The sequence below is a fragment of the Polycladomyces zharkentensis genome, assembly GCF_016938855.1.
Lineage (GTDB): Bacteria > Bacillota > Bacilli > Thermoactinomycetales > JIR-001 > Polycladomyces > Polycladomyces zharkentensis.
Genome location: NZ_JAFHAP010000010.1, coordinates 148,018 through 168,656, shown reverse-complemented (window position 1 = coordinate 168,656; position 20,639 = coordinate 148,018). Strand labels below are relative to the sequence as shown.

The window sequence follows — 20,639 nt, the reverse complement described above, 5'->3', positions numbered from 1 at the left end:
ATTCACCAGACACGCCCTAGAGAAACCTTTGTGCAGGTTACAAAAAACTTGAGAGAAGAGTTTGCTGATAATTACAAACACATGGTTGTGATAACCATTGACGAATATGATGTTATTGGGTTCTTACCCAACAGTCCGAAACTCTTTCTTATCAATTGGGAAGCCGATTATCAAGAGAAAGTACATGTAGCCAACAGCTTTGAGGAATTTGTTGAGATTCTTATTCGTCGTGAAATGGATGGATATCATTATCCATTACCTTGGTGGCGGAGGTAGGTTTCCACACTAAAACAATGAGAAGGTGAACAAAGTGAAAGTATATGAAATACGGGACATGGAGACTGAAATTCGACTGCGAGTCGATCATCAGCAACCCGACAAAAATACGCTGGTAACGATCAAACCAAAGAGTATGTGGAACCTGATCAATACAAGGATAATTCCCATAGAACAAAGGGTGTTTTTCTGGAACGATAAGGATGCCAAAATAGCTGGATATAAAAAGAAATAAAAAAGAACCCGTCCAGGTTGTAAGGCAATGGGTGGGTTTCTTTAAGTGACGTCTAAATTGCTTGCGGTATCCCTGTATAGGCTTAAAACGCCGTTTATACAAGGGATTTCTGTATAACAAAGAGGTTTGAGCCCTATGGTAGGGGTGAGTGAGGATCTCTACTCTGTGAATGTTTGGTGCGCTGCGTGCCGCTTATAGTCGTATTTGCTCTGGCGATCGTCGTGGTGTTCGTTATCGGATCACCACAAACGGTCTCATCATTTCATAATCCTCATGCTCCAAAATATGACAGTGCCACACATACAAACCTGTATAAGGACCAAATCTCATAATAATTCGAGTTACCTGGTTAGGATTAGCTCTTACTGTGTCTTTCCATCCTCTTTCTTGTGGTTCAGGAGGGATCGAAGGGCCAGTGTAATGGATGACTCTCTCCTTTTTAAATCGTTCCACATCGAAAGCTCTTCGGTCAAGTATTTGGAAATCAACTAAGTGAATATGAATAGGATGAGTATCTGTAGTTAAGTTGATGAGATACCATATTTCGGTTGATCCCAATTTTGGATTTTCTGTTATAGGGGCATCCCATCTTTTACCATCTAATAACATCCATTCACGGCCGTACTGATCGGTTATATCATCTAATGTTAAATATCTGATCTTTGAAGCTGATTGTTCTCTCAGTTTGGGAAGAGACCCCAGATAAGACGGTATCACACTTGTATCAATACTTGAAAGAGGAAGAGTTACTCTAAATTGCATCACTGTACCAACCGTATTTGGATTTGGAGAAGCGCCGCCGGGAAAAGGAGCAGGGGCATCATTTGTCATGATAATATTCTTTCCCTCAAGGTTGGTAAAATCAATGATGACATCTGCTCTTTCTGCAGGAGCCAACATAATTTCTTTGACTCCAATCGGATATTCCATCAACCCTCCATCGGTTCCGATTTGATAAAAAAATTGTCCCGAGTCGAGCTTGAGCCTGTAGAAACGGGTGTTCGATGCATTCAGCAACCTAAATCGATATTTACGGGGTTCCACTTTTAAATAGGGCCATACTTTGCCATTCACCAGATTGGTATTCCCTATAAATTCAGGAACAATCGATGTTTCTAATTGCGGGATTGGTTTTTCTGGCTGCTTCGGGTAAAAAAGAGAACCATCTTTATTAAAAGATTTGTCTTGTATCATAAGAGGGATTTCATATGGACCGCATGGCAAATTCAATAAGCGTTCCTGTTGATCTCTTATAAGGTAAAATCCTGCGAGGCCTGCATAAACATTGAGTCTTGTGATACCAAGTGCATGGTCGTGGTACCAGAGAGTGCAGGCTCGCATGTAATTATCATATCGATATACTTTCTTTGTATAATATGGACCGACTTGTTTGAATCCCTTTGTAAACCAAGCCTCCGGATAGCCATCGCTTTCAGGTTCAACGCTAGCTCCGTGTACATGTACCACCGTTCTAACTTCTGGTACATCCATATGAGCGCCATGTACCGTATAGTCTACCGGCAAAAGATGCTTTGCGGGAAGATTGTTGATCCATTTAATGAACACTTTTTCTCCGCTTTCCACCTCAATGGTAGGGCCTGGATAGCTGCCTTCATAGCCCCAAACCGTTGTATCATTTAACTCACTATGGAGAGATTGCTTAAATTCCGTCATATTCACTTTATAATAAGTATGAAATGGATCTTTCCGACAAGGTTTTAAAACAGGGGGAATGGGAAGTTTATCTACAAATTTAGAGAGAATCATAATTCCACTCCTTTATAATCTTCTTATTCACCCATGTTTATTTCGGAAAAGTTATAAATATAACAATGATGGAGACATTGAACCACCGGAAATCAGCCAGTGATGGTAAAAAGGACTTGTCCCAGAGAGAGAACAAATCATCCCTCACAGCCCTTCAAATTTCGCCGAGGTGCTTTTTCTTTTGCAGGGGAGCCCCCAGAGGAATTTCCAATATAAGAGGCAGATGGAGTATTGTTTTCGTTTAAGGGATACAGCGCTGTAATAATACAAAACAAGAGAAGCATATTCCAGGGAAAATCGGACTCCAAACTGGTTATTTCGGAACAAGATGAGAAAATCCTACAAAACATTTGCGTAATATTACTATTTGTCTATTAAAACAAGCCGAGAATTGGTGTAATATAGAACGCGCATAGAAATTTTATCCTTTCGGAGGGATTTATTGAGGGGATTTTGGAGTGCCTTATCCGGCATATTTTCAAGGGTGTTGGGGAATCGGCGGGGATCACCACCATGGAATATGTCATCGTGATGAGTGCGATAGTATTATTGGGGATGGCGATTTTTAACGTAAAATCAGTGAGCCTGTCCAGGGCGTTTTCTCGAGGCGGGAAGTGAAGTTATCGTCTGTGGTGGTGTCCGGATGGTTCCACCCACGATTGAAAACGGCTATATATTCCGTCAGAATAGGTAATATCAAGCTATTTCCAAACGGAGGACGTTGAGCGCGAAATACGCCGTCTATGTCCGGGTATCCACGGAAAAGGACGAACGGTCTCAGTGGAGAACCAGTTCAACATCTGCCGAACTGGCTAGAACGAGACGGGTACGAGTGGAACTTAATTGAAAGGTCAGATCCTGAAGACGTAGATCTGGCCTTTCAATTAAGTTATGCCACTTAACCGTTACTTTGGATCACTCGTTGATACCAAATAAAATTGTCTTTATGTCTTCTTTATCACGGTTCACATATACAAACTGTGTCGCTTTTGGTAAACGGCCACATGCAACACATGCATTCAACTTGAGCTATACTAATACAAGTCTCTTCTTTAAGAGGGGAATTGCATCGACGATATGCCGTTGAATTCCCAGTTCGTTTGGCTCAAAACCTAATGCCAAACCAACTAATTGTGGCAAATGAAGAACCGGTATAGTGATATCCTCACGAACGTCTTTTTGTGCATCAGGTTGATACATATCCAGTTGCATTTGGCATAAAGGACATGGGGTAACGATACAATCTGCTCCCGCCTTTTTAGAAGATAAGCAGTTGATCCCTGTCAATTTCATCACTTCTTTTTCAGCGGGGAAAACGGCATGAAAGCCACAACAGGCAAGACGCTGATCAAACTCCACGCTTTCTGCGCCCAACACCTCTGCCACCATTTCCATTGCCTTTGGATTTAAATGATTTTCAAATCCCATGATATGGGGGGGCTGAAGAATGTGGCAGCCGTAAAAGTTGGCGATTTTTAGCCCCTCAAGCGGACGTTTTACTTTCTTCTTTAGCCTGCTGAGTCCATAATCCTTTATGAGCACCCACAAAAAGTGAGTAACCTCGATTGTACCCTTGTACTGCAAACCTATTTTATCAAGCCCTTGATTGACCTTGGCTTTGAGTTCGTCATTCTGATCCAACTTCTGTTTGGCGGTTCGTAACATCAGCGTACAGGTATTACATACGGTTAGTAAAGGAGCATTAAGTTGTTCGGCCAAAGCGATGTTACGAGCATTTATTGAAGTAGCCAAGAAATCGTCCACATCCTGAATATGGCTGGCTCCGCAACAGGTCCATCCTTTCAATTCCACCAGTTCAATACCTAACGCAGATGCTACTTTTTTTGTAGAAAGCATGAGTTCTTTGGCAGCGGACTCTAACGTACAACCTGGAAAAAATCCATATCTCATGACTCTTTCTCTCCCTGCGCAAACTCGTAAATTTTTCTTACCTCCTGAATTCCCTCTACCGCCTTCGGCAAGTGGAACGGATTGATTTTTCCTTTTTTTATCAGGCGAAAAGCAAATGGTATGCGGCTCATTGTGTTAATAAATCCTTCGGTCTTCAAAGGAAGTGTTACCTCATTTAAGCGGCCTTTGTTCTTGACATCTTCAACGAAAGCGTACGCATGACGCGCACCTTTATTGGCTCGCTCACCCATATTCATGGTCGCCTGCCTTAAATATGCGTTTTCACTCGCAAGATCGATTTCTTTTGGGCATTTCGATACACATTGCATGCAGTGAAAACATTTCCATAAACCATTTTCTAATATTGGTCGGATATGCTCCTCAGGAGCGGCATCGCGAGAATCCACCGCAAAACGATATGCTTTGTTCAGGATAAACGGATCGAGGTATTCATCTTGGTTCAAGGAAAGTTGATTGCATTCAGAAGCACAAACCCCACATAAGATACAATCGGTAGGGGATGAGATTTTATGGAAATCTTTTGCCGATTGACGGAAACCGTTCGATTTATCACCGTCTTTGGACGGAATCAACCATGGTTTTACTTCTTTCATTTTCTCGAATTTGGGTTTCCAATCAACGACCAGGTCTCTTATGACTTTAAAATTGTTGAGCGGTTCAAAAGTCAATCGGTGGGTTTCAAATGTTGAAAGAAGATGATCTAAAGAAGTTTTGCACGCCAAGAATGCATTCCCGTTTACTCTTACAGCGCAACTGCCGCAAATCGCATGACGGCAACCAGAAGAAAAGGTCAACGTAGGATCCAATTCTTCCCTGATTTTTGTCAGTGCCCAGAGAATAGTTTTTCCTTTTTCATAGGGAAGATCATATTCCTGGTACCATTCCTTCACACCATCATATCGTTTGATTCGGCAGATCACTTTTTCCATCAGTACTTTCTCTCCTCGGGTTGATATTTTGTAATCTTTACTGGCAAATAATCAAGTGTATAATGATCCCCATTATTATAAATTAAAGTATGTTTTAGGTAATTTTTATCATCGCGTTTTGGATAATCTCCTCTGGAATGAGATCCTCTGCTTTCTTTTCTGTGAATGGCTCCGATCGTGACTGCCTTCGCCAGTTTTAGAAGATTGCCGATTTCTACGTAGTTAATAAATGCCATATTGTATCGAACAGAAGAATCCCCGATGTAGGCATCTTTGTAATCTTCCAATAGTTGATTGATTGTCTCCAAAGCTTCTACCATTTCCTTTTCGGTGCGGAAAATGCCTACATTGTTCCACATCGTTTCCGCCATCTTGTTACGAATGGTAATTAAATTGTTTCCTTTCGGTTTCTTGCGCATGTACTCAAAAGTTTTGATCCACTTATCTGCCTCTTTTCTCACTTTCCTACCTGAGCCAAAGGAACGTTGTTTGGCGGTTTCCCTGGCGCCCAAACCAGCAAACTTACCAAACAAAACTACATCCGCTACTGAATTTCCTCCCAAACGGTTTGCGCCATGGATGGAAATACATGAACATTCTCCCGCAGCATGGATTCCTTCAATCGGTGTGCGACATGTCTTATAATCCGTTACGTGGATCCCGCCCATCATATAATGACAGCTCGGACGAATGGGCACAGGTTCTTTGATCAGATCCACACCTTCGAAATCCAAAGCCAATTCTCTCACTTGAGGAAGGCGTTTTAAGATTTTTTTCTCTCCAAGGTGTCTTAAGTCCATAAGAACATATGCCCCAATTCCTTCACCAAAACCTCGGCCTTCTTTAATTTCCGTTTCAATGGCTCTTGAGACCAAATCGCGCGGTGCAAGTTCCATTTTCTCCGGGGCGTAGCGTGCCATAAATCTCTCCCCGTCTTTATTCAACAAATAACCGCCTTCCCCCCGGCATGCTTCTGACAAGAGGATGCCAGTCGAGGCCAATCCGGTCGGATGAAATTGCACAAACTCAGGATCCTTCAATGGAATTCCCACATCAAAACAAGCGGCTGTACCGTCACCTGTCATATTGATGGCATTTGTCGTTCGATTCCAGTAAATTCTCCCGAATCCTCCTGTGGCTATAACCACCGATTTGGCCTGAATAGGATAAATTTCACCACTTCGAATATCCATGGCTACCAGGCCATCTAACTTTCCATCTTCTACCGCCAGGGATAAAAGGAACCACTCATCAAAAAATTTCACGTTATTTTTCAAGCATTGTTCATAAAGTGTATGGAGAATAACATGTCCCGTTTTATCCGCGGAATAACAAGTTCTTGGACTGGATGCTCCACCAAATGGACGTTGAGCCACGCGCCCGTTCTCGTCCCGGGAAAAAGGAACGCCGTAGTAATCAAGTTCATTGATAATATTGGGCATGTTTGAAGTGAAAAATTCGACCGCATCTTGATCGGCCAGAAAGTCACTGCCTTTCACCGTATCTCTAAAATGCTTTTCCACGGTGTCTGACGAGTCCCGATTCCCCAGAGCAGCATTAATGCCTCCTTGAGCCGCTCCTGTATGAGAACGGGTAGGGTAAATTTTGCTGAGCACCGCTACTTTCAAATCGTTACCTTCACTGGCTGCGAGCGCTGCCATCATCCCTGCGCCTCCGGCGCCAACAATCACTATATCGAAACTAAGCATTCGGATCGCCTCCCAGAATTGAATGGACTTAATCGGCCGCTCGGTGTTGTTTCACGCCCAACTCGTAAAGGTTGTTCCCTTCAGCGTCGATGGCGACAATGCAAGGATAGTCCACTACCTCCATCCGGCGGATGGCTTCTGGTCCCAATTCAGGATAGGCGACGATCTCGACTTTTTTAATTGAATTGGCAATGAGGGCTGCTGCACCTCCAATAGCCGCGAAATAAACCGCACCATTATTTTTCATGGATTCGATGACTTCTTTGCTACGCGGGCCTTTGCCAATCATGCCTCGAAGCCCTTGTCCAAGCAAGGTTGGTGTATAGGCATCCATGCGACTGCTGGTGGTAGGTCCACAGGATCCGATTACTTTTCCTGGTTTGGCGGGCGTCGGTCCAGCGTAATAAATGATTTGATCCTTGAAATCGACCGGCAGCGAATTGCCGGCTTTCAGATTTTCCACCAAAATTTTGTGAGCCGCATCCCGTGCTGTAAAAATTACACCTGTAATCGTGACCTGATCGCCCGCCTTCAATCCCTTTACTTGGTCATATGTTAGGGGAGTCGTAATTTTTTTGATAGCAGCCATTTTGTACACCTCTTTAGAGAATAGCTTCTTTATGTCGTGCCGCATGGCAATTGAGTGTCACGCAAACTGGCATCATCGCGATATGGGTGGGATAGGTTTCTATATGAACCGCTAACGCAGTCACTTGTCCCCCGAATCCTTGAGGACCAATTCCCAGTTTATTGATTTCTTCAAGAAGCTCTTGTTCCAATTTGGCGTATTCTGGATTCGGATGGGGCTCTCCAGCTTTTCGAGTCAGTGCCTTTTTGGCAAGTAACGTACATTTGTCTATCGTACCGCCGATCCCAATACCGACAATCACCGGCGGGCAGGGATTTCCTCCTGCTTCGGTTATGGTCTTGATGACAAATTCCTTAATCCCTTCCAATCCTTCGGCAGGTTTGCACATTTTGAGTGCCCCCATATTTTCACTGCCCGCCCCTTTTGGCAACACTTGAATCCGAATTTGATCACCAGGAACGATTTCGGTATGAATGACAGCCGGTGTATTGTCACCGGTATTGTTTCGATGAAATACAGGATCTTCCACAACGGATTTACGCAAATATCCCTCTGTATACCCTTGCCGAACGCCTTCGTTGATCGCCTCTGTCAGATTTTCACCTACAATATGCACCTCTTGCCCCACTTCAACGAAAATGACAGTCATGCCGGTATCTTGACACATTGGCGCCTGTTCTTCTCGAGATAAGGTTACGTTTTTCAGAATCTTGTCCAAGCTATATTTTCCAAATTGTGATGTTTCTTTCTCCAACGCTTTCTGAAGAAGTTCTTCTACATCCTTTGGTAGGTCACAAGCGGCCTGAATACATAAATCACGAACGGTGCGGGTGATCAATTCCGTTGATATCTCTCTCATTGAAAGCCCTCCTGACAAATCAGAGTGCACATTGATTCGGGTAATTCTCTTCGAGTAATTCTTTCTGCTCCTCCGCTGTATACTGGGGAACGTATCGCTTTCCGCATTTCGTACAAACCAAATATGGTACTTTTAACGGATAATCATCATCGCTGCAATAATCATACTCCTCATGGAACTCCACTTTGATTTTTGCGTTGCAGCACCGCGAAAGCATCTGGCTTCATCTCCTTTTCACCAAAGACCGAGTACTTTCCACCATAAGCCGCCGATCACAAACCAAACCACGATGTGCATGACAGAGAGGATTAACCCAAGGGACCACCATTTGCCTTGCGTAATGTAACCTGAGCCGAAAAAGACGGGTGCCGGACCACTTCCATAGTGCGTGATACAACCATACAAATTGCTAAAATATGCAAGAATCAAAGCCGCGAGCATTCCCGGAGCCCCCGCAGCCGTGATGACGGCCAAGAACGAGGAATACATGGCACTGACGTGGGCCGTGGCGCTGGCGAAGAAATAGTGACTGTAGAAGTAGACGACTGCCAGGATGACGAGTCCCCATACCCAAGCCATATCGCTTACGGAATCTTTCATGCGATTGCTAAACCAAGAAATCAAGCCGAGTTTATCCAAGTGGGTCGCCATCATGACCAGTGCAGAAAACCATGTTAACGTGTCCCAGGCATTCTCTTCTTTTTTAATGTCTGACCATGTGAGAACTTGGGTAAGCAGTAGGGCTGAAAGACCAATAAAGGCAGTGGTTGTTGCGCCAATTTCCCCCAAGATCGGCAAACCCTTTTCGCCGAAAATCCAGAGAAACAAGATCAATAGAAAGACAGCGATCATACTCTTTTCAGACCGTTTCAGCGGACCCAATTCTTTCAATTTTTGTGTCGCCAATTCCGTTGCACCTTTGGTTTCTTTAATTTCTGGTGGATACAGTTTGTAAAGAACCAATGGAATCAATATCAGACTCACCAGCCCCGGTACAAGAGCAGCCGCTGCCCAACTCGTCCAAGAAATATCGGTTTTTAATATATCTTTGGCAAGATTTGCTGCCAGGGGGTTTGCTGCCATTGCAGTCATAAACATGGCGCTTGTAACCATATCACCTTGAAAGGCGACTTTTGTTAAGAAAGCGCCAATTTTCCTTTCTGTCCCATCCCCGGGGCGGGAGCCAAATGTTTCAGAAAGAGAACGGATAATCGGGAAGATAATGCCGCCGGCTCGTGCTGTATTGCTCGGCATTGCCGGGGCCAATATGAGGTCGCTTGCCAACAGCGAATAGGAAAGGCCCAACGTTTTTTTGCCGAACTTTTTTACAAACAGATAGGCAATCCTTGTGCCAAGGCCGGTTTTAATAAAGCCTCGGGAAATAAAGAAAGCGATGACTATGAGCCAAATCGTGGAGTTTTGGAAACCGCTCAGTGCATCATCGATGCTCAATGTTTTCGTGAGACCTGTCGCCATAATGGCGAGAATTGCCACGGATCCCATGGGAAGGGGTTTGATAATCAGACCGACAATGGTCGCAATAAAGATGGCAAGCAGATGCCAAGCTTGTTCCGTTACTCCTGAAGGAGTCGGCAAAAACCAGATGACAACACCGATGCTCAGCGTGATCAATAATGGTATGACCTTGACTTCCTTGTCATGCTTTTTGGTTACATCCTGAATTGCGTATGCCAATTTGCTTCCCCCTTTTTCAGCAATCGAGACCTCTTTTTTGTGAACATATTCACATAACAACCTCTCTTAGCCCAATTTTTTACACCTAATTTTACTCCTGAAACACCGATATCTACAGCATCTTGCTATCTAAATTATATATTGTATTAGATGAGGCGAATGTGATTAATTTCACAAAAAGGTGTTCGAAAAATTTCATCATGGTTGTTGCCGTTGCACATAGGTCATCTTCCCATTGGCGACGGTCTTGGATTTCCTCCGAAATGACAAATAAATAAACAGGAATTGTCCACAAGTACTCTTCAAATGATTTTAAAGAGGGAGCAGGGAGGTTTGAATATGCCGCCTTGGATAATTCGAGCACAAGAAAAAAGAATTCAATTGGGGAATGGTTATGGTTACTTGAGGATATGTTTTCACTTATTTCACTAAATCCCCTTTGTTCAAGACTTTGGTTAAAAAATCCTTCACTTTTGAAAAAATCTGTCATTCAACCATCCCATTGACGCGGTGTTGGTTTTTCAATAAAATCGAAACTGATAATCACTTTCATTCCTGTTGTTGGGGAAGTTGAGGGATTGATGGATAAGGAAAATATTGGTGATCGTTTTGGAACATATACATACGTTGTCCCTTTTTAATTTGTGAGCAAAGGGAAACAGGGGGAAAAATCATGTCCAGGCTTTTTACCGAGAATTTAAGAATAGCCTATGGAGACCATGATATCGTAAAAAATTTAAACTTAAACATCCCTGATAATAAAATCACGGCGATTATTGGACCGAATGGTTGCGGTAAATCGACTGTTTTGAAAGCAATGGCTCGAATACTTGCTGCAAAATCTGGTGCTGTATTTCTGGATGGAAAAGAAATTATTAAGGAATCTACAAAAAAGATTGCTCAAAAAATGGCGATATTGCCCCAGTCACTGGGTGCTCCGGAGGGGCTGACGGTTGCAGAATTGGTTTCATATGGAAGGTTTCCTTATCAAAAAGGGATGGGGAGGCTGAAGGATCAAGACCGGGAGGTAATCAATTGGGCACTTCAGGTAACCGGTATTGCCTCCTTCAGGGACAGGGAAGTGGATACCCTTTCAGGAGGACAGAGGCAGAGAGTTTGGATTGCCATGGCGTTAGCCCAGGAAACGGATATCATTCTTCTTGATGAGCCGACAACATATCTTGATTTGGCACACCAGCTGGAGGTCTTGGAGCTGCTGAAATACTTAAACGAAAAAGAAAAACGTACCATTGTGATGGTGATTCATGATTTAAATCATGCAGCCCGTTTCGCTGATCATATTGTAGCCATGAAGGATGGTGACATCATAAAGGAAGGGACCGCAGAAGAGGTAATGACTTCTCAGGTTCTAAGGCGTGTCTTTCACATTGATGTTGAGATTGGCATAGACCCGAGAACAAAAAAACCGATTTGCCTCACATACGATTTAATCAACAGGTTTCATGCAATGGAAGAAATGGCGATATAACGATTTTCTGACGAAGATATATTTATTTTTTTCAACATTAAATTGAGAATGATTTTCATTACATTGAATGGAGGATGAGCGTAATGAGGATACTCAAAAAATGTTTGTTTCTAAGCTTAATTGCAGTTCTTGTTGGTTTGTTGGCAGCTTGTGGAACGAATCAGAATCATTTCGGCCTGGAAGCTGATTCTTCACAAAAAATGAGGGTTTATCATTCTGAACATGGTGATATCAAAGTGCCTGCCCGCCCGAAAAGAGTTGCTGTGCTGGCAGCGTCTTATGTAGGAAATCTGCTGAAACTGGGGATTAAACCGATCGCTGTCAACGAATGGCCCAAGGAGAGTCAATTCTTTAAAGGCAAATTGGATGATGTAGAAGTGGTAACCACTGATTCTTTGGAGAAGCTCGTGGCATTAAATCCTGATTTGATCATTACTTATTCAAACGACAAAAATATCAAGAAATATTCCGAGATTGCTCCGACGGTTGCTTTTACCTACGATAAATACAATTATCTGCAACAACATATTGAAATAGGGAAATTGGTTGGCAAAGAAAAGGAAGCAAGAGCGTGGGTGAAAGAGTGGCAAGAGAAAGCGAAAGCGGCGAGGAAAAAGGTCCGCGAAGCCATCGGTGACAACGTTACCGTTACCGTTTTAGAAAAATATGGAAAAGATATTTACGTATATGGGAACAATTGGGGTCGTGGAACGGAAGTAATCTATCAGGCTCTTGGTCTGAAAGCTCCCAAAAAAGTGGAACAAGACGTGTTTGGTCCTGGGTATAAGGCAATTTCAGCCGAAGTGATTCCCCAATACGCAGGTGATTACATTTTTGTGGGTAAAGGAGCTGAAGCTGCGGATAACTCATTTATGGAGACGGATGTTTGGAAAAGGATACCGGCAGTACAAAAAAATCATGTCATTCCATTCGATTCAAAGTCCTTCTATTTCAATGACCCGATCTCCCTTGAAAAAGAAATGGAATTCATCGTCAAAGCACTGACCAAAGGGAAATCATAAGTTTATTAAAGGGACTGGATCTTATGGTTGAAAAAGAAAATAAAGTTTATTCCCGACCGGCAATCGGTACTTCCCTATTGGCTTTCGGTTTCATACTCCTGATAGGGAGTATTGTGTTGGGGATTTCAGTAGGGGCTGCCCATATTGATTTTCAAACTGTGTGGAGATCGATTTTTCACTATGATTCCACCAGGGAAGCGGATCAAATTATTGTCGGCATCAGGTTGCCGAGGGAGCTGGGAGCAGCAATCGTTGGGGCAGCCTTTGCGGTCAGCGGAGCCATTATGCAGGGAATGACAAGAAATCCCCTCGCAGATCCCGGTCTGCTTGGTCTCAACGCCGGTGCAAGTCTGGCTCTTGCGTGTGTATTTGCTTTCCACCCGAGTGCCACCTATTTATCAGTCATGTTCGTTTCCTTTATTGGTGCCGGAATAGGAGCCGGACTGGTGTTTGGTCTGGGATCGTTAAGGCCGGGAGGAATGTCTCCCGTCCGCATCACTCTGGCGGGTGCAGCTGTGTCGGCATTATTGTCGGCTTTAGGGGAAGGGATGGCCCTGTATTATAAACTGTCTCAGGATCTTGCTTTTTGGACGGCTGGGGGTGTTTCCGGAACAAACTGGCTCCAATTGAAACTGATTTTCCCGGTGGTTGTTGTGGGAATGATGATGGCAATCGTGCTTTCCAAACACTTAACCATCCTCAGCTTTGGTGAAGAAATGGCAAAAGGGTTGGGACAGCGGACTCTGTTAACAAAAGCCGTCCTGATGACTGTTGTGCTGATCCTGGCGGGAGCTGCCGTTTCACTGGTTGGGCCTGTTGCTTTTGTTGGATTAATGGTGCCTAACATAGTCCGTTATCTGGTTGGGACGGATTATCGTTGGATCATCCCATGTTCAGCCGTATTTGGAGGCATACTGATGGTGCTTGCCGACACGGCTGCGAGAATGGTAAACGCTCCATATGAGACCCCAATTGGTGCAATCGTATCCATTGCCGGCGTTCCTTTCTTCCTTTATCTTGCACGAAAGGGGGGAAGAAAGTGAACATGATCAATTCAGATCGGCTCAAGAGAGTGCGATTCACCATGATATCAGCACTCTTTTTGCTTCTGGCACTTTTCGTGATCAGTGTGGCAACCGGATATATATCTTTATCCCCTGCTCAATTGGCACGTACCATTTTAGGACAGGGCACCAGCAAGGAAAATTTGATTTTATTTGATTTCCGGCTTCCGAGAATCATCATCACGATACTGGCCGGTATGGGACTGGCCGTTTCCGGTTCGATTCTGCAAAGTATTACCAGAAACCCGCTTTCGGATCCGGGTGTTTTGGGAATTCATGCAGGCGCCGGGCTGATGGTGGTTTTTTATGTTATGTTTTTTACCGCAGAATCGACAAATTTTTTATACGTACTCCCCCTTTTTGCGTTATTGGGAGGAATATTCGCTGCAGCTATCATTTACATCCTGTCCTATCTAAAAGGGGAGGGGGTTGATCCGAATCGGCTCGTTTTAATTGGTGTTGGGATAGCAGCTGCCATGAATGGCGCGATTTTAACCCTGAGCACCCGTTTGGAACGTGAGGAATATGATTTTTTTGCCAATTGGATGGCGGGGAGAATTTGGGGAGATGATTGGACATTTGTTCTGGCCTTACTTCCTTGGATTCTTTTGTTGCTCCCTGTTGTCTTGGCAAAATCGAATGTACTCAACATATTGAACTTGCATGAACATGTATCTGTGGGTTTGGGGGTCCATGTGGAAAGGGAAAGGCTCATCCTGATTTTTATCGCGGTGGCTCTTTCCTCAGCTTCTGTATCAGTCAGCGGAAGTATCCCGTTTATTGGGCTCATGGCTCCGCATATCGCAAGGGCATTGGTAGGACCGCGTCATCAATGGTTCCTTCCGATAGCGGCTGTGCTCGGAGCCATTTTGCTCCTTGCTGCGGATACCATCGGAAGGGTCATATTGGACCCAAGCGGTATTCCTGCCGGAATTGTCGTTTCAATCATTGGGGCACCCTATTTTATGTACTTAATGGCAAAAAAATAGTCAAAAGGGAGACTCGGGCGGAAAACAAAGACCTGTCCCGTCCCGGTTGAATGACCGCTAATGTATGTTAGCGGTCATCCCCCGTCACAACAGTTCAACGTATCCTTCTGTTCCGTTCACACGGATCCGCTGTCCGTCTTTGATCCGTTTCGTAGCGTTTTCCACCCCTACGACTGCCGGAAGACCGTATTCGCGCGCAATGACGGAACCATGGGTCATCAGCCCGCCTACTTCGGTCACCAAGCCCTTGACGGATACAAACAACGGCGTCCAGCTGGGATCAGTAAATGTCGTGACCAAGATATCGCCATCCTCTATGTTGTCGGCGTCCTCCATTTTTAAATTGACACGTGCGCGTTCCTCGACAATGCCGGACGAGACGGGGATGCCCGACAAAGCCCCTTGGGGGATATTGTCGGCGTTGTACTCGCCAACGATACACTCGCCCTCGGATGTTAAGATCCGCGGCGGCGTCAACTTCTCATAGACCTCGTACTCCTCTTTTCTCTTGGTTATGATGCTGTAATCCAGCCGGTTTGTACGGACGACCTCCCGAAGTTCTTCAAACGACAGATAGTAGATATCCTCCTTCTCCTTGATGACGCCCTTTTCCACGAGCCGTTCGGCTTCCTTCTGCAACGCCTGTTTATAAAGGTAGTACCGTTTGACCAAGACTTGGGATATTCCCGATAGCCGATACGGCGGTGTTGGTGGTGTTGGATAAGACAAAGTGGAGGCTGCCAAGGGGGAATAAAAGGATTGGTGGAAGAGATTCGATGATTTAGAATAGGATGTAACCAAGATCAGACCATCAAATAAAGAAGACCGGGCGGATTGTCCCGCCCGGTTGTTATTTGGTACGAAAGAAAAAACCAAGCCACTATTGGATTGGTCACAAAATTTTTTTCCCAAAATATTTTTCATGCCTTTCCGCCACTTTCCGCCTTTTTTCCCTAAAGAGACCTTCTGTTGCACGGTCCAAAAATTCACGACGGGACATTTTCCCCTGCTCAAACTGTTCATAAATGATCTGTTCTTTTGGACCCAACTGTTTCACGGTGTTCACCACAGACACCCTTTCTACCTAATAAATGGTGAGTAACCAAAGGGGAAAGTGCGTTGGCAAAAGCCCTTAAATAAGGAATGTCTTCAGATTCATTGTACGAATTTTTTTCTTGACCTGTCACACTTAGAACGCCAATTACTTCATTTCCGCATTTTACGGGAACTGTAACCAATGAACAGAACGAATTGTTAGAATAACTGTTGCGTTCAAAACGAACACCAGGGGCGTTTACGTCAGGTAAATAATAAGGTTCACCCGTCATATATGTAAATCCTGCTGCATTTTCTTGACTAATTTTTAGAGTGAATTTTTGGATGCGAGTAGAGTGATTTGCCCAACCACATGGTTCCAGGTGGCTTTCTTCCTCATTCGGAATAAAAAGTACCACTTTTGGGTCCTTCGATCTTTCATTGATCATAAATGCCCGAATCAGCCAACAAATCGAATGAAAGGTATAATGATTGTTGGCCGTTGAAAAAGGTTCGGATATACATTTCGTAATTTGATTCCCGATTTTACTCATAATATCAAGAGCGTCGGTTGCCTTGACCAAATCTTTGTCGCTCTCCGAAAAATCTCTCTTGAAACGCAAAGATTTTGCCGTTTCTTTGTAACTCCACCAGAAAAGAAGAGCGGCCAATATAGATAATACAGAAGCAACTATTATCACTGGTATCGGGGTCTTTTTGAGGTTACCCCAATCCATCTGAGATATAGCGTACCATACCAATCCAGAAAGCACAATATATGCTGTTATAAAGGGGAACCATAAGAAACGGTTGAACAACTTCTCCAAAAAATCACCAAGCACTTTTATCCCCCTTTCCGATAAAGGTATTCAATCGGTTTTCTTTAAATTCCTTCTTTAAGTTTTGTTGATTGAAGCAAGAAAAGAGGAATGAAATGTTGTAGAGAAAACCTGTCCAAGTTGTGGGCCTTGGGAGAGTTTTGTTTGTGGTGACGACTGTACCGCATATTTACTTTCCATAATTCTCCATTTACCGTTTATGGAAGGGAACCTAATCTTGATGAAACTTTGATCAATTTTGGGATGCTCCGAACCAGTTATAAAGTAGGGAGTTGCTTTGACCGTTCGAATTGCACCCAAATGGAATGTGATTCTTGCCTGACAATCCGTTAGAGGAAAAGATGTTGCGGTCAGGGATGGAGGAAGCGACTATAATAAGAAGGGGAGATAAACAATGAAAAAAATTGAATGGCTTGCTTCGGAAGCGGAACTGAACGACGAAAAAATAAAAACAGTTGAGGATCAATGGAAAATTCAGTTTCCGAATGATTTTGTTGAGTGTGTATGTAAAAACGACGGTGCCACGCCAGAGCCCAGTACATTTGATTTTGAAGGAAGAAAAGGTACTTCCTTTGGCTTTTTGCTCAGTTTCCGGCCGGATAGTGAAATGTACATTTTGGATGTGTATAACCGTATTAAGAAGGCATTGCCAAAGGACGTTTTCCCGATTGCCGATGATCCAGCCGGTAACTTTATCTGCTTTGATTTCAGGCAAGATCCAAACAATCCCAAAGTCGTTTTTTGGGACCATGAATGGGACAAGGTTGTTCCTATTTGTGATACATTCACTGAGCTTCTTAACAAGTTATATTAGGTTCTTTTCCTTTTACCAAAGGCCGGCGGGTTGGAGAAAGGAGGATTGCGATCATGGAATGGATCATGAATGTGAATGTAGATGCCAGAGTGGCTTATCTGTTAGATTAACAGAAAAAGTGATGGATCAATTAGACAATGAAGAAGGTTATCATCAGGCGAGAAAAACGGTCGACATGTGTTGGGATTGGGTAGAAGATATATGGTACTTTTTACGCTCCTGAAAACGGGTATTACCATTGGAACTCTATTGTTTTAAAAGCGGCCAATCGACAAATTCTTGTCACGGCTACAGCGTCATGGACAACGTGGGGAACTGATCCAAGGGAGGCAACCCGACAAATACGCTGGTAACTATGAAACCAAAGAGTACATGGAACCAATACAAGGATTTACCATAGAAAAAGGGTGTTTTGTTGGAACGGGGAGGATGCCAAAAAAGCTGGATATTAGGCAGAAATGAAAAGAAACCCGTCTAGGTTTTGAAGCCCAAGACGGGTTGTCAACAGTACCAGATTGTGAGTATCTGAATGCATCGTCACCAGAGTGAGATGGCTAAGAGAGAGAGTGCGGCACCCCAAAGATAAGGATGTGACAACATTGAATGTAAATCGGCAACAAGTCATTTCATTGATTGAGAACAGTTTATACGAATATTGGTTTTCTTTTCGCAATAATAGAGGGTGTCAATACATTAACCTGCCTTATGAAAAATCGATCTCCCTCTCATACACCAATCGGGTGTTACATACTCATTTTTCTACAGATGAAGAGTTAAGCCAATATATTGAGGGACTTAAGAAAAGCAAAAAAGATTGGATATTATCCAGCCGAAAAACCGGTTGATCGGTTGGTGGATTTAATCAAGAAGGTAACACCACCGGACGGTGTTCTTAGATCCTTTCGCTGGCTCAATGTTAGTGGCGCCAAGCGTGAGGTTTTTCTTTTTTTGAGGTTGCCCAAGAAGAACAGGGAGCATACCAAATCAAGGACGTGGCCACCATACAAAAGCAAATAGGGAGAAGGCCTTTGCGCCGGATCATTCTTACCCGGAGGATCGGGCGTGCTTGATCAATCTTTGCTCTTGATGTGAAGGAAGGATCAGATTGGTTCTAACCCTCGTTGGAAGAGATGATGTCGTTGACCACCCACGGCGGCGTATAAAAAGAAAAGGCCAACGTACCTGTAATCGACCTTGATCATTCAATCAGCAACACCTGTTGTCCCACTTCAATCTCTCCCGGCTTGATCACGGTGGCATAAACTCCAAAGCAATTGTTCCGTTCTTTGACTACCGTCTTAAGCAAGGTTGTGTCGCGATTCGCGTCTTTCGGATCAACCGTTATGATCATGCAACGCTCACAATGCCTTTTGACCATCAGTTCAAGTTCCCCGATTTTCAACATTTTCCCCAACCAGTTATCTTCAACGAAAGGGACTTTTTGGTAAAGGGTAAACAAGAAATTGGGGCGAAACCGTCTGACATCAATCTCTTTCCCCCACAACTCCTGCAATTTCTCAAGCGAAGCGTCCGTAACAATCTGCACATGCTCCTCCTCAATTGCTCCGAAAGGCACGTGTGTAGGGGGAAACTCCACTGGTGAAACTTTTCTGCCGGCCATCCGTTCGATGTGATGCTGTAGTTCGGTGTCCCCCCAAAAATAGACTTTCCCGTCGGGAGTAGTAATTTCTACGGGTGGATAGTCATTCAAGGATTCCTCTCCCAAGAACCTCGCTTGATACCTCACCATTTCAGGACATTGCGAAATCGTCAAGAATTTGTCGGGTCTTGTTTCATCCAAGAAAGCATGGCTGCGGTCGCCATAGAGACCATATTTCATTACTTTTGCCCTTTGTACGCTTTCTCCCTGAAAAGATTTAACCGGGTATCTCATAATCTCCTTTATTTCTCCAATTGGGTGCATCTTGCGGCACACTCCTTTGACACAAAAAAGTATTTCTTTCAGTACTTTTATCTTGTCGCTTCATTGTCCGAAAATCGATACTTTGTAAATGGAATCCAGATTGCACTTGGTGATAGCTATGCTGGTATTACCCCGGATCCTAGGGGGAGGCTGACGGGAAATACTTCGTCCGGCAGCCTGCCCTGCCCTACGCTAAGCAATCAAGTGAAGTGAAAAGGGAGCTTTTTTCCTCTTTATAAAACCAATCCTTGCCAGACTCAGCGGGAGATGGGTCTCTCTTCAGTCGAACTGTGGGCGGCTGTTTCCATTTTGTTTGACCCTGTTCGGTAGCTGATCAGTGATCCGATAAAAGCTGAAACACAGCATACAAAAGGCAGCCATTCAAAACCAAGGGAGGACATGATTCCACTTCCGATGGAAGATCCCAACGTGATGCCGATGTACAACCCACTGTTGTTCCAGGCCATAAACGCTCCCCGCTGATGTGGATGCTCTTGAACCAAACGCATCTGGTGTGCAGGAAAAAAGCCGTATCCCAAAAATGCAAACAAGGCTAAACACAACAGCAATAACCATTGAGTATGCAAGGCCACACCGATCACAATGAGCAATGCACCCAGTAACACCAGACTGAATGTTCCCACCTTTTTGGCTCCAAACCGATCTGCAAGCTTTCCCCCATTCAGGCTTCCAATCACTGCGCCAATTCCGTAGCAGGTTAACGCCAAGGCCACCATTTGTCCTGTAAAATGATTCTCCACTCGCAAGCCCGATCCTAAATAGGTGTAAAAGCCATACACCGCTGTCCCCCAAAAAATCGTGGGGCTGATGGCTTTGATCAGTTCGAAAAACTTTGCATGTTCCGAAGCTTGGAGAGAAGCTCCTGAAACTATTACGTTCGGCCAAACCTTTTGATTCAAAAACATCATCAACAAGCTCAACACAGCCAATCCGATAAAGACCCATGTCCATCCATACACTTCCCCGGCCAGTGAACCGATCGGTGCACCGGCCCACAACGCCATCAGCAGCCCCGATCCGACAATAGCCAACCAAGAACCGCGCCGGTCATCCGGTGCCACATCTCCAGTCACAGCATAAATCGAAGGTGTGATGGCTGCTGCAGCCAATCCAACCAACAACCGGCTGGCAACCAATAAGTAAAAATGCATTGAATAAGCGGTCAGTAAATTAGCCGAGGCAAATATAAACAGACCCAGTACGATGAGTCTTCTCCGACCGATTTTATCGGAAAGCGAACCCAGCCAAGGAGCTCCAACCACATAAGCCACAGAAAAAGCAGTGACCATCCATCCTGCTTCGGCCGACGTCACATGGTAGTTTTTCGCGATCAGCGGCAACAACGGGGACACCACAAAGAGATCTGTCCCGATAATAAACAGGGTAATCCAACCAACCAGCAAACGAAAGCGATTTTGCATTGCAGGATTCATCGATACACCCCGTTTTAG

Annotated in this window: 18 protein-coding genes and 1 pseudogene; 7 read left to right on the top strand and 12 right to left on the bottom strand. The window is 44.2% G+C overall.

All coding sequences use genetic code 11. The annotated features are described in order from the left end of the window. On the top strand, positions 1 to 276 hold a 276-nt coding region (locus JQC72_RS12140; protein WP_205496008.1), incomplete at its 5' end, for a hypothetical protein. 466 nt (positions 277 to 742) lie between these two features. Here the strand turns inward: JQC72_RS12140 and JQC72_RS12135 are convergent. The 8 genes from JQC72_RS12135 to JQC72_RS12100 form a co-directional block, all read right to left on the bottom strand. Next, positions 743 to 2,278 (bottom strand): multicopper oxidase family protein, encoded by a 1,536-nt coding sequence (locus JQC72_RS12135; RefSeq protein WP_205496007.1) that lies wholly within the window; start codon positions 2,276 to 2,278, stop codon positions 743 to 745. 1,029 nt (positions 2,279 to 3,307) lie between these two features. Continuing rightward, positions 3,308 to 4,189 (bottom strand): CoB--CoM heterodisulfide reductase iron-sulfur subunit B family protein, encoded by an 882-nt coding sequence (locus JQC72_RS12130; RefSeq protein ID WP_205496000.1) that lies wholly within the window; start codon positions 4,187 to 4,189, stop codon positions 3,308 to 3,310. Beyond that, on the bottom strand, positions 4,186 to 5,139 hold the full coding sequence (locus JQC72_RS12125) for a succinate dehydrogenase/fumarate reductase iron-sulfur subunit (RefSeq protein WP_205495998.1): 954 nt from the start codon (positions 5,137 to 5,139) through the stop codon (positions 4,186 to 4,188). Before JQC72_RS12125 ends, JQC72_RS12130 begins: the two co-directional genes overlap by 4 nt. Next, a complete protein-coding gene (locus JQC72_RS12120; RefSeq protein WP_205495996.1) occupies positions 5,139 to 6,848 on the bottom strand; it encodes an FAD-binding protein in 1,710 nt (569 codons plus the stop codon). Before JQC72_RS12120 ends, JQC72_RS12125 begins: the two co-directional genes overlap by 1 nt. A gap of 28 nt (positions 6,849 to 6,876) precedes the next feature. Then, on the bottom strand, positions 6,877 to 7,437 hold the full coding sequence (locus JQC72_RS12115; protein WP_205495994.1) for a Fe-S-containing hydro-lyase: 561 nt from the start codon (positions 7,435 to 7,437) through the stop codon (positions 6,877 to 6,879). A 13-nt stretch (positions 7,438 to 7,450) separates the two neighbouring features. Next, entirely contained in the window at positions 7,451 to 8,296 is an 846-nt protein-coding gene (locus JQC72_RS12110) for a fumarate hydratase (protein WP_205495992.1), read from the bottom strand. A gap of 234 nt (positions 8,297 to 8,530) precedes the next feature. Further along, positions 8,531 to 9,979 carry an anion permease gene (locus JQC72_RS12105; protein WP_205496030.1) on the bottom strand — a complete coding sequence of 483 codons (1,449 nt, stop codon included), beginning with the start codon at positions 9,977 to 9,979 and terminating at the stop codon, positions 8,531 to 8,533. A gap of 124 nt (positions 9,980 to 10,103) precedes the next feature. Then, on the bottom strand, positions 10,104 to 10,481 hold the full coding sequence (locus JQC72_RS12100) for a hypothetical protein (protein WP_205495990.1): 378 nt from the start codon (positions 10,479 to 10,481) through the stop codon (positions 10,104 to 10,106). Between the two features lie 183 nt (positions 10,482 to 10,664). On the opposite strand from JQC72_RS12100, the gene JQC72_RS12095 reads away from it, so the two are divergent. The 4 genes from JQC72_RS12095 to JQC72_RS12080 all read left to right on the top strand — a co-directional run bounded on the left by JQC72_RS12095 (position 10,665) and on the right by JQC72_RS12080 (position 14,555). After that, a complete protein-coding gene (locus JQC72_RS12095; protein ID WP_205495989.1) occupies positions 10,665 to 11,480 on the top strand; it encodes an ABC transporter ATP-binding protein in 816 nt (271 codons plus the stop codon). Positions 11,481 to 11,563: 83 nt separating this feature from the next. Further along, the gene (locus JQC72_RS12090) at positions 11,564 to 12,502 is read left to right on the top strand and encodes an iron-hydroxamate ABC transporter substrate-binding protein (protein ID WP_205495988.1); all 939 of its coding nucleotides are present in this window, start codon (positions 11,564 to 11,566) and stop codon (positions 12,500 to 12,502) included. Positions 12,503 to 12,525: 23 nt separating this feature from the next. After that, positions 12,526 to 13,545, top strand: coding sequence for a FecCD family ABC transporter permease (locus JQC72_RS12085; RefSeq protein WP_205495987.1), 1,020 nt, complete (start codon positions 12,526 to 12,528; stop codon positions 13,543 to 13,545). Between the two features lie 2 nt (positions 13,546 to 13,547). Beyond that, positions 13,548 to 14,555, top strand: coding sequence for a FecCD family ABC transporter permease (locus JQC72_RS12080; RefSeq protein ID WP_205496028.1), 1,008 nt, complete (start codon positions 13,548 to 13,550; stop codon positions 14,553 to 14,555). Between the two features lie 84 nt (positions 14,556 to 14,639). On the opposite strand, the pseudogene JQC72_RS12075 reads toward JQC72_RS12080, so the two are convergent. Both JQC72_RS12075 and JQC72_RS16750 read right to left on the bottom strand, forming a co-directional pair. Beyond that, positions 14,640 to 15,250: pseudogene (locus JQC72_RS12075) on the bottom strand (PEP-utilizing enzyme); the annotation flags it as partial. A 324-nt stretch (positions 15,251 to 15,574) separates the two neighbouring features. Next, a complete protein-coding gene (locus JQC72_RS16750) occupies positions 15,575 to 16,432 on the bottom strand; it encodes a GAF domain-containing protein (RefSeq protein ID WP_205495986.1) in 858 nt (285 codons plus the stop codon). 391 nt (positions 16,433 to 16,823) lie between these two features. On the opposite strand from JQC72_RS16750, the gene JQC72_RS12065 reads away from it, so the two are divergent. Together JQC72_RS12065 and JQC72_RS16940 are read left to right on the top strand one after the other, a co-directional pair. Next, entirely contained in the window at positions 16,824 to 17,243 is a 420-nt protein-coding gene (locus tag JQC72_RS12065) for an SMI1/KNR4 family protein (protein ID WP_205495985.1), read from the top strand. After that, complete coding sequence (locus JQC72_RS16940) at positions 17,179 to 17,466, top strand: Imm6 family immunity protein (RefSeq protein ID WP_503629803.1); 288 nt, start codon at positions 17,179 to 17,181, stop codon at positions 17,464 to 17,466. Before JQC72_RS12065 ends, JQC72_RS16940 begins: the two co-directional genes overlap by 65 nt. Positions 17,467 to 18,441: 975 nt before the next feature. Here JQC72_RS16940 and JQC72_RS12060 read toward each other — a convergent pair. Both JQC72_RS12060 and JQC72_RS12055 read right to left on the bottom strand, forming a co-directional pair. Continuing rightward, entirely contained in the window at positions 18,442 to 19,167 is a 726-nt protein-coding gene (locus tag JQC72_RS12060; protein ID WP_205495984.1) for an MOSC domain-containing protein, read from the bottom strand. A 257-nt stretch (positions 19,168 to 19,424) separates the two neighbouring features. Then, the gene (locus JQC72_RS12055) at positions 19,425 to 20,621 is read right to left on the bottom strand and encodes an MFS transporter (RefSeq protein WP_205495983.1); all 1,197 of its coding nucleotides are present in this window, start codon (positions 20,619 to 20,621) and stop codon (positions 19,425 to 19,427) included. Positions 20,622 to 20,639 lie beyond the last annotated feature (18 nt).

Excerpts from the sequence above, each read along its gene's own strand:
- JQC72_RS12135 (WP_205496007.1), bottom strand. The coding sequence starts at position 2,278 with ATGATTCTCTCTAAATTTGTAGATAAACTTCCCATTCCCCCTGTTTTA.
- JQC72_RS12130 (WP_205496000.1), bottom strand. The coding sequence starts at position 4,189 with ATGAGATATGGATTTTTTCCAGGTTGTACGTTAGAGTCCGCTGCCAAA.
- JQC72_RS12125 (WP_205495998.1), bottom strand. The coding sequence starts at position 5,139 with ATGGAAAAAGTGATCTGCCGAATCAAACGATATGATGGTGTGAAGGAA.
- JQC72_RS12120 (WP_205495996.1), bottom strand. The coding sequence starts at position 6,848 with ATGCTTAGTTTCGATATAGTGATTGTTGGCGCCGGAGGCGCAGGGATG.
- JQC72_RS12115 (WP_205495994.1), bottom strand. The coding sequence starts at position 7,437 with ATGGCTGCTATCAAAAAAATTACGACTCCCCTAACATATGACCAAGTA.
- JQC72_RS12110 (WP_205495992.1), bottom strand. The coding sequence starts at position 8,296 with ATGAGAGAGATATCAACGGAATTGATCACCCGCACCGTTCGTGATTTA.
- JQC72_RS12100 (WP_205495990.1), bottom strand. The coding sequence starts at position 10,481 with ATGACAGATTTTTTCAAAAGTGAAGGATTTTTTAACCAAAGTCTTGAA.
- JQC72_RS12095 (WP_205495989.1), top strand. The coding sequence starts at position 10,665 with ATGTCCAGGCTTTTTACCGAGAATTTAAGAATAGCCTATGGAGACCAT.
- JQC72_RS12090 (WP_205495988.1), top strand. The coding sequence starts at position 11,564 with ATGAGGATACTCAAAAAATGTTTGTTTCTAAGCTTAATTGCAGTTCTT.
- JQC72_RS12085 (WP_205495987.1), top strand. The coding sequence starts at position 12,526 with ATGGTTGAAAAAGAAAATAAAGTTTATTCCCGACCGGCAATCGGTACT.
- JQC72_RS12080 (WP_205496028.1), top strand. The coding sequence starts at position 13,548 with ATGATCAATTCAGATCGGCTCAAGAGAGTGCGATTCACCATGATATCA.
- JQC72_RS12065 (WP_205495985.1), top strand. The coding sequence starts at position 16,824 with ATGAAAAAAATTGAATGGCTTGCTTCGGAAGCGGAACTGAACGACGAA.
- JQC72_RS16940 (WP_503629803.1), top strand. The coding sequence starts at position 17,179 with ATGAATGGGACAAGGTTGTTCCTATTTGTGATACATTCACTGAGCTTC.
- JQC72_RS12060 (WP_205495984.1), bottom strand. The coding sequence starts at position 19,167 with ATGCACCCAATTGGAGAAATAAAGGAGATTATGAGATACCCGGTTAAA.
- JQC72_RS12055 (WP_205495983.1), bottom strand. The coding sequence starts at position 20,621 with ATGAATCCTGCAATGCAAAATCGCTTTCGTTTGCTGGTTGGTTGGATT.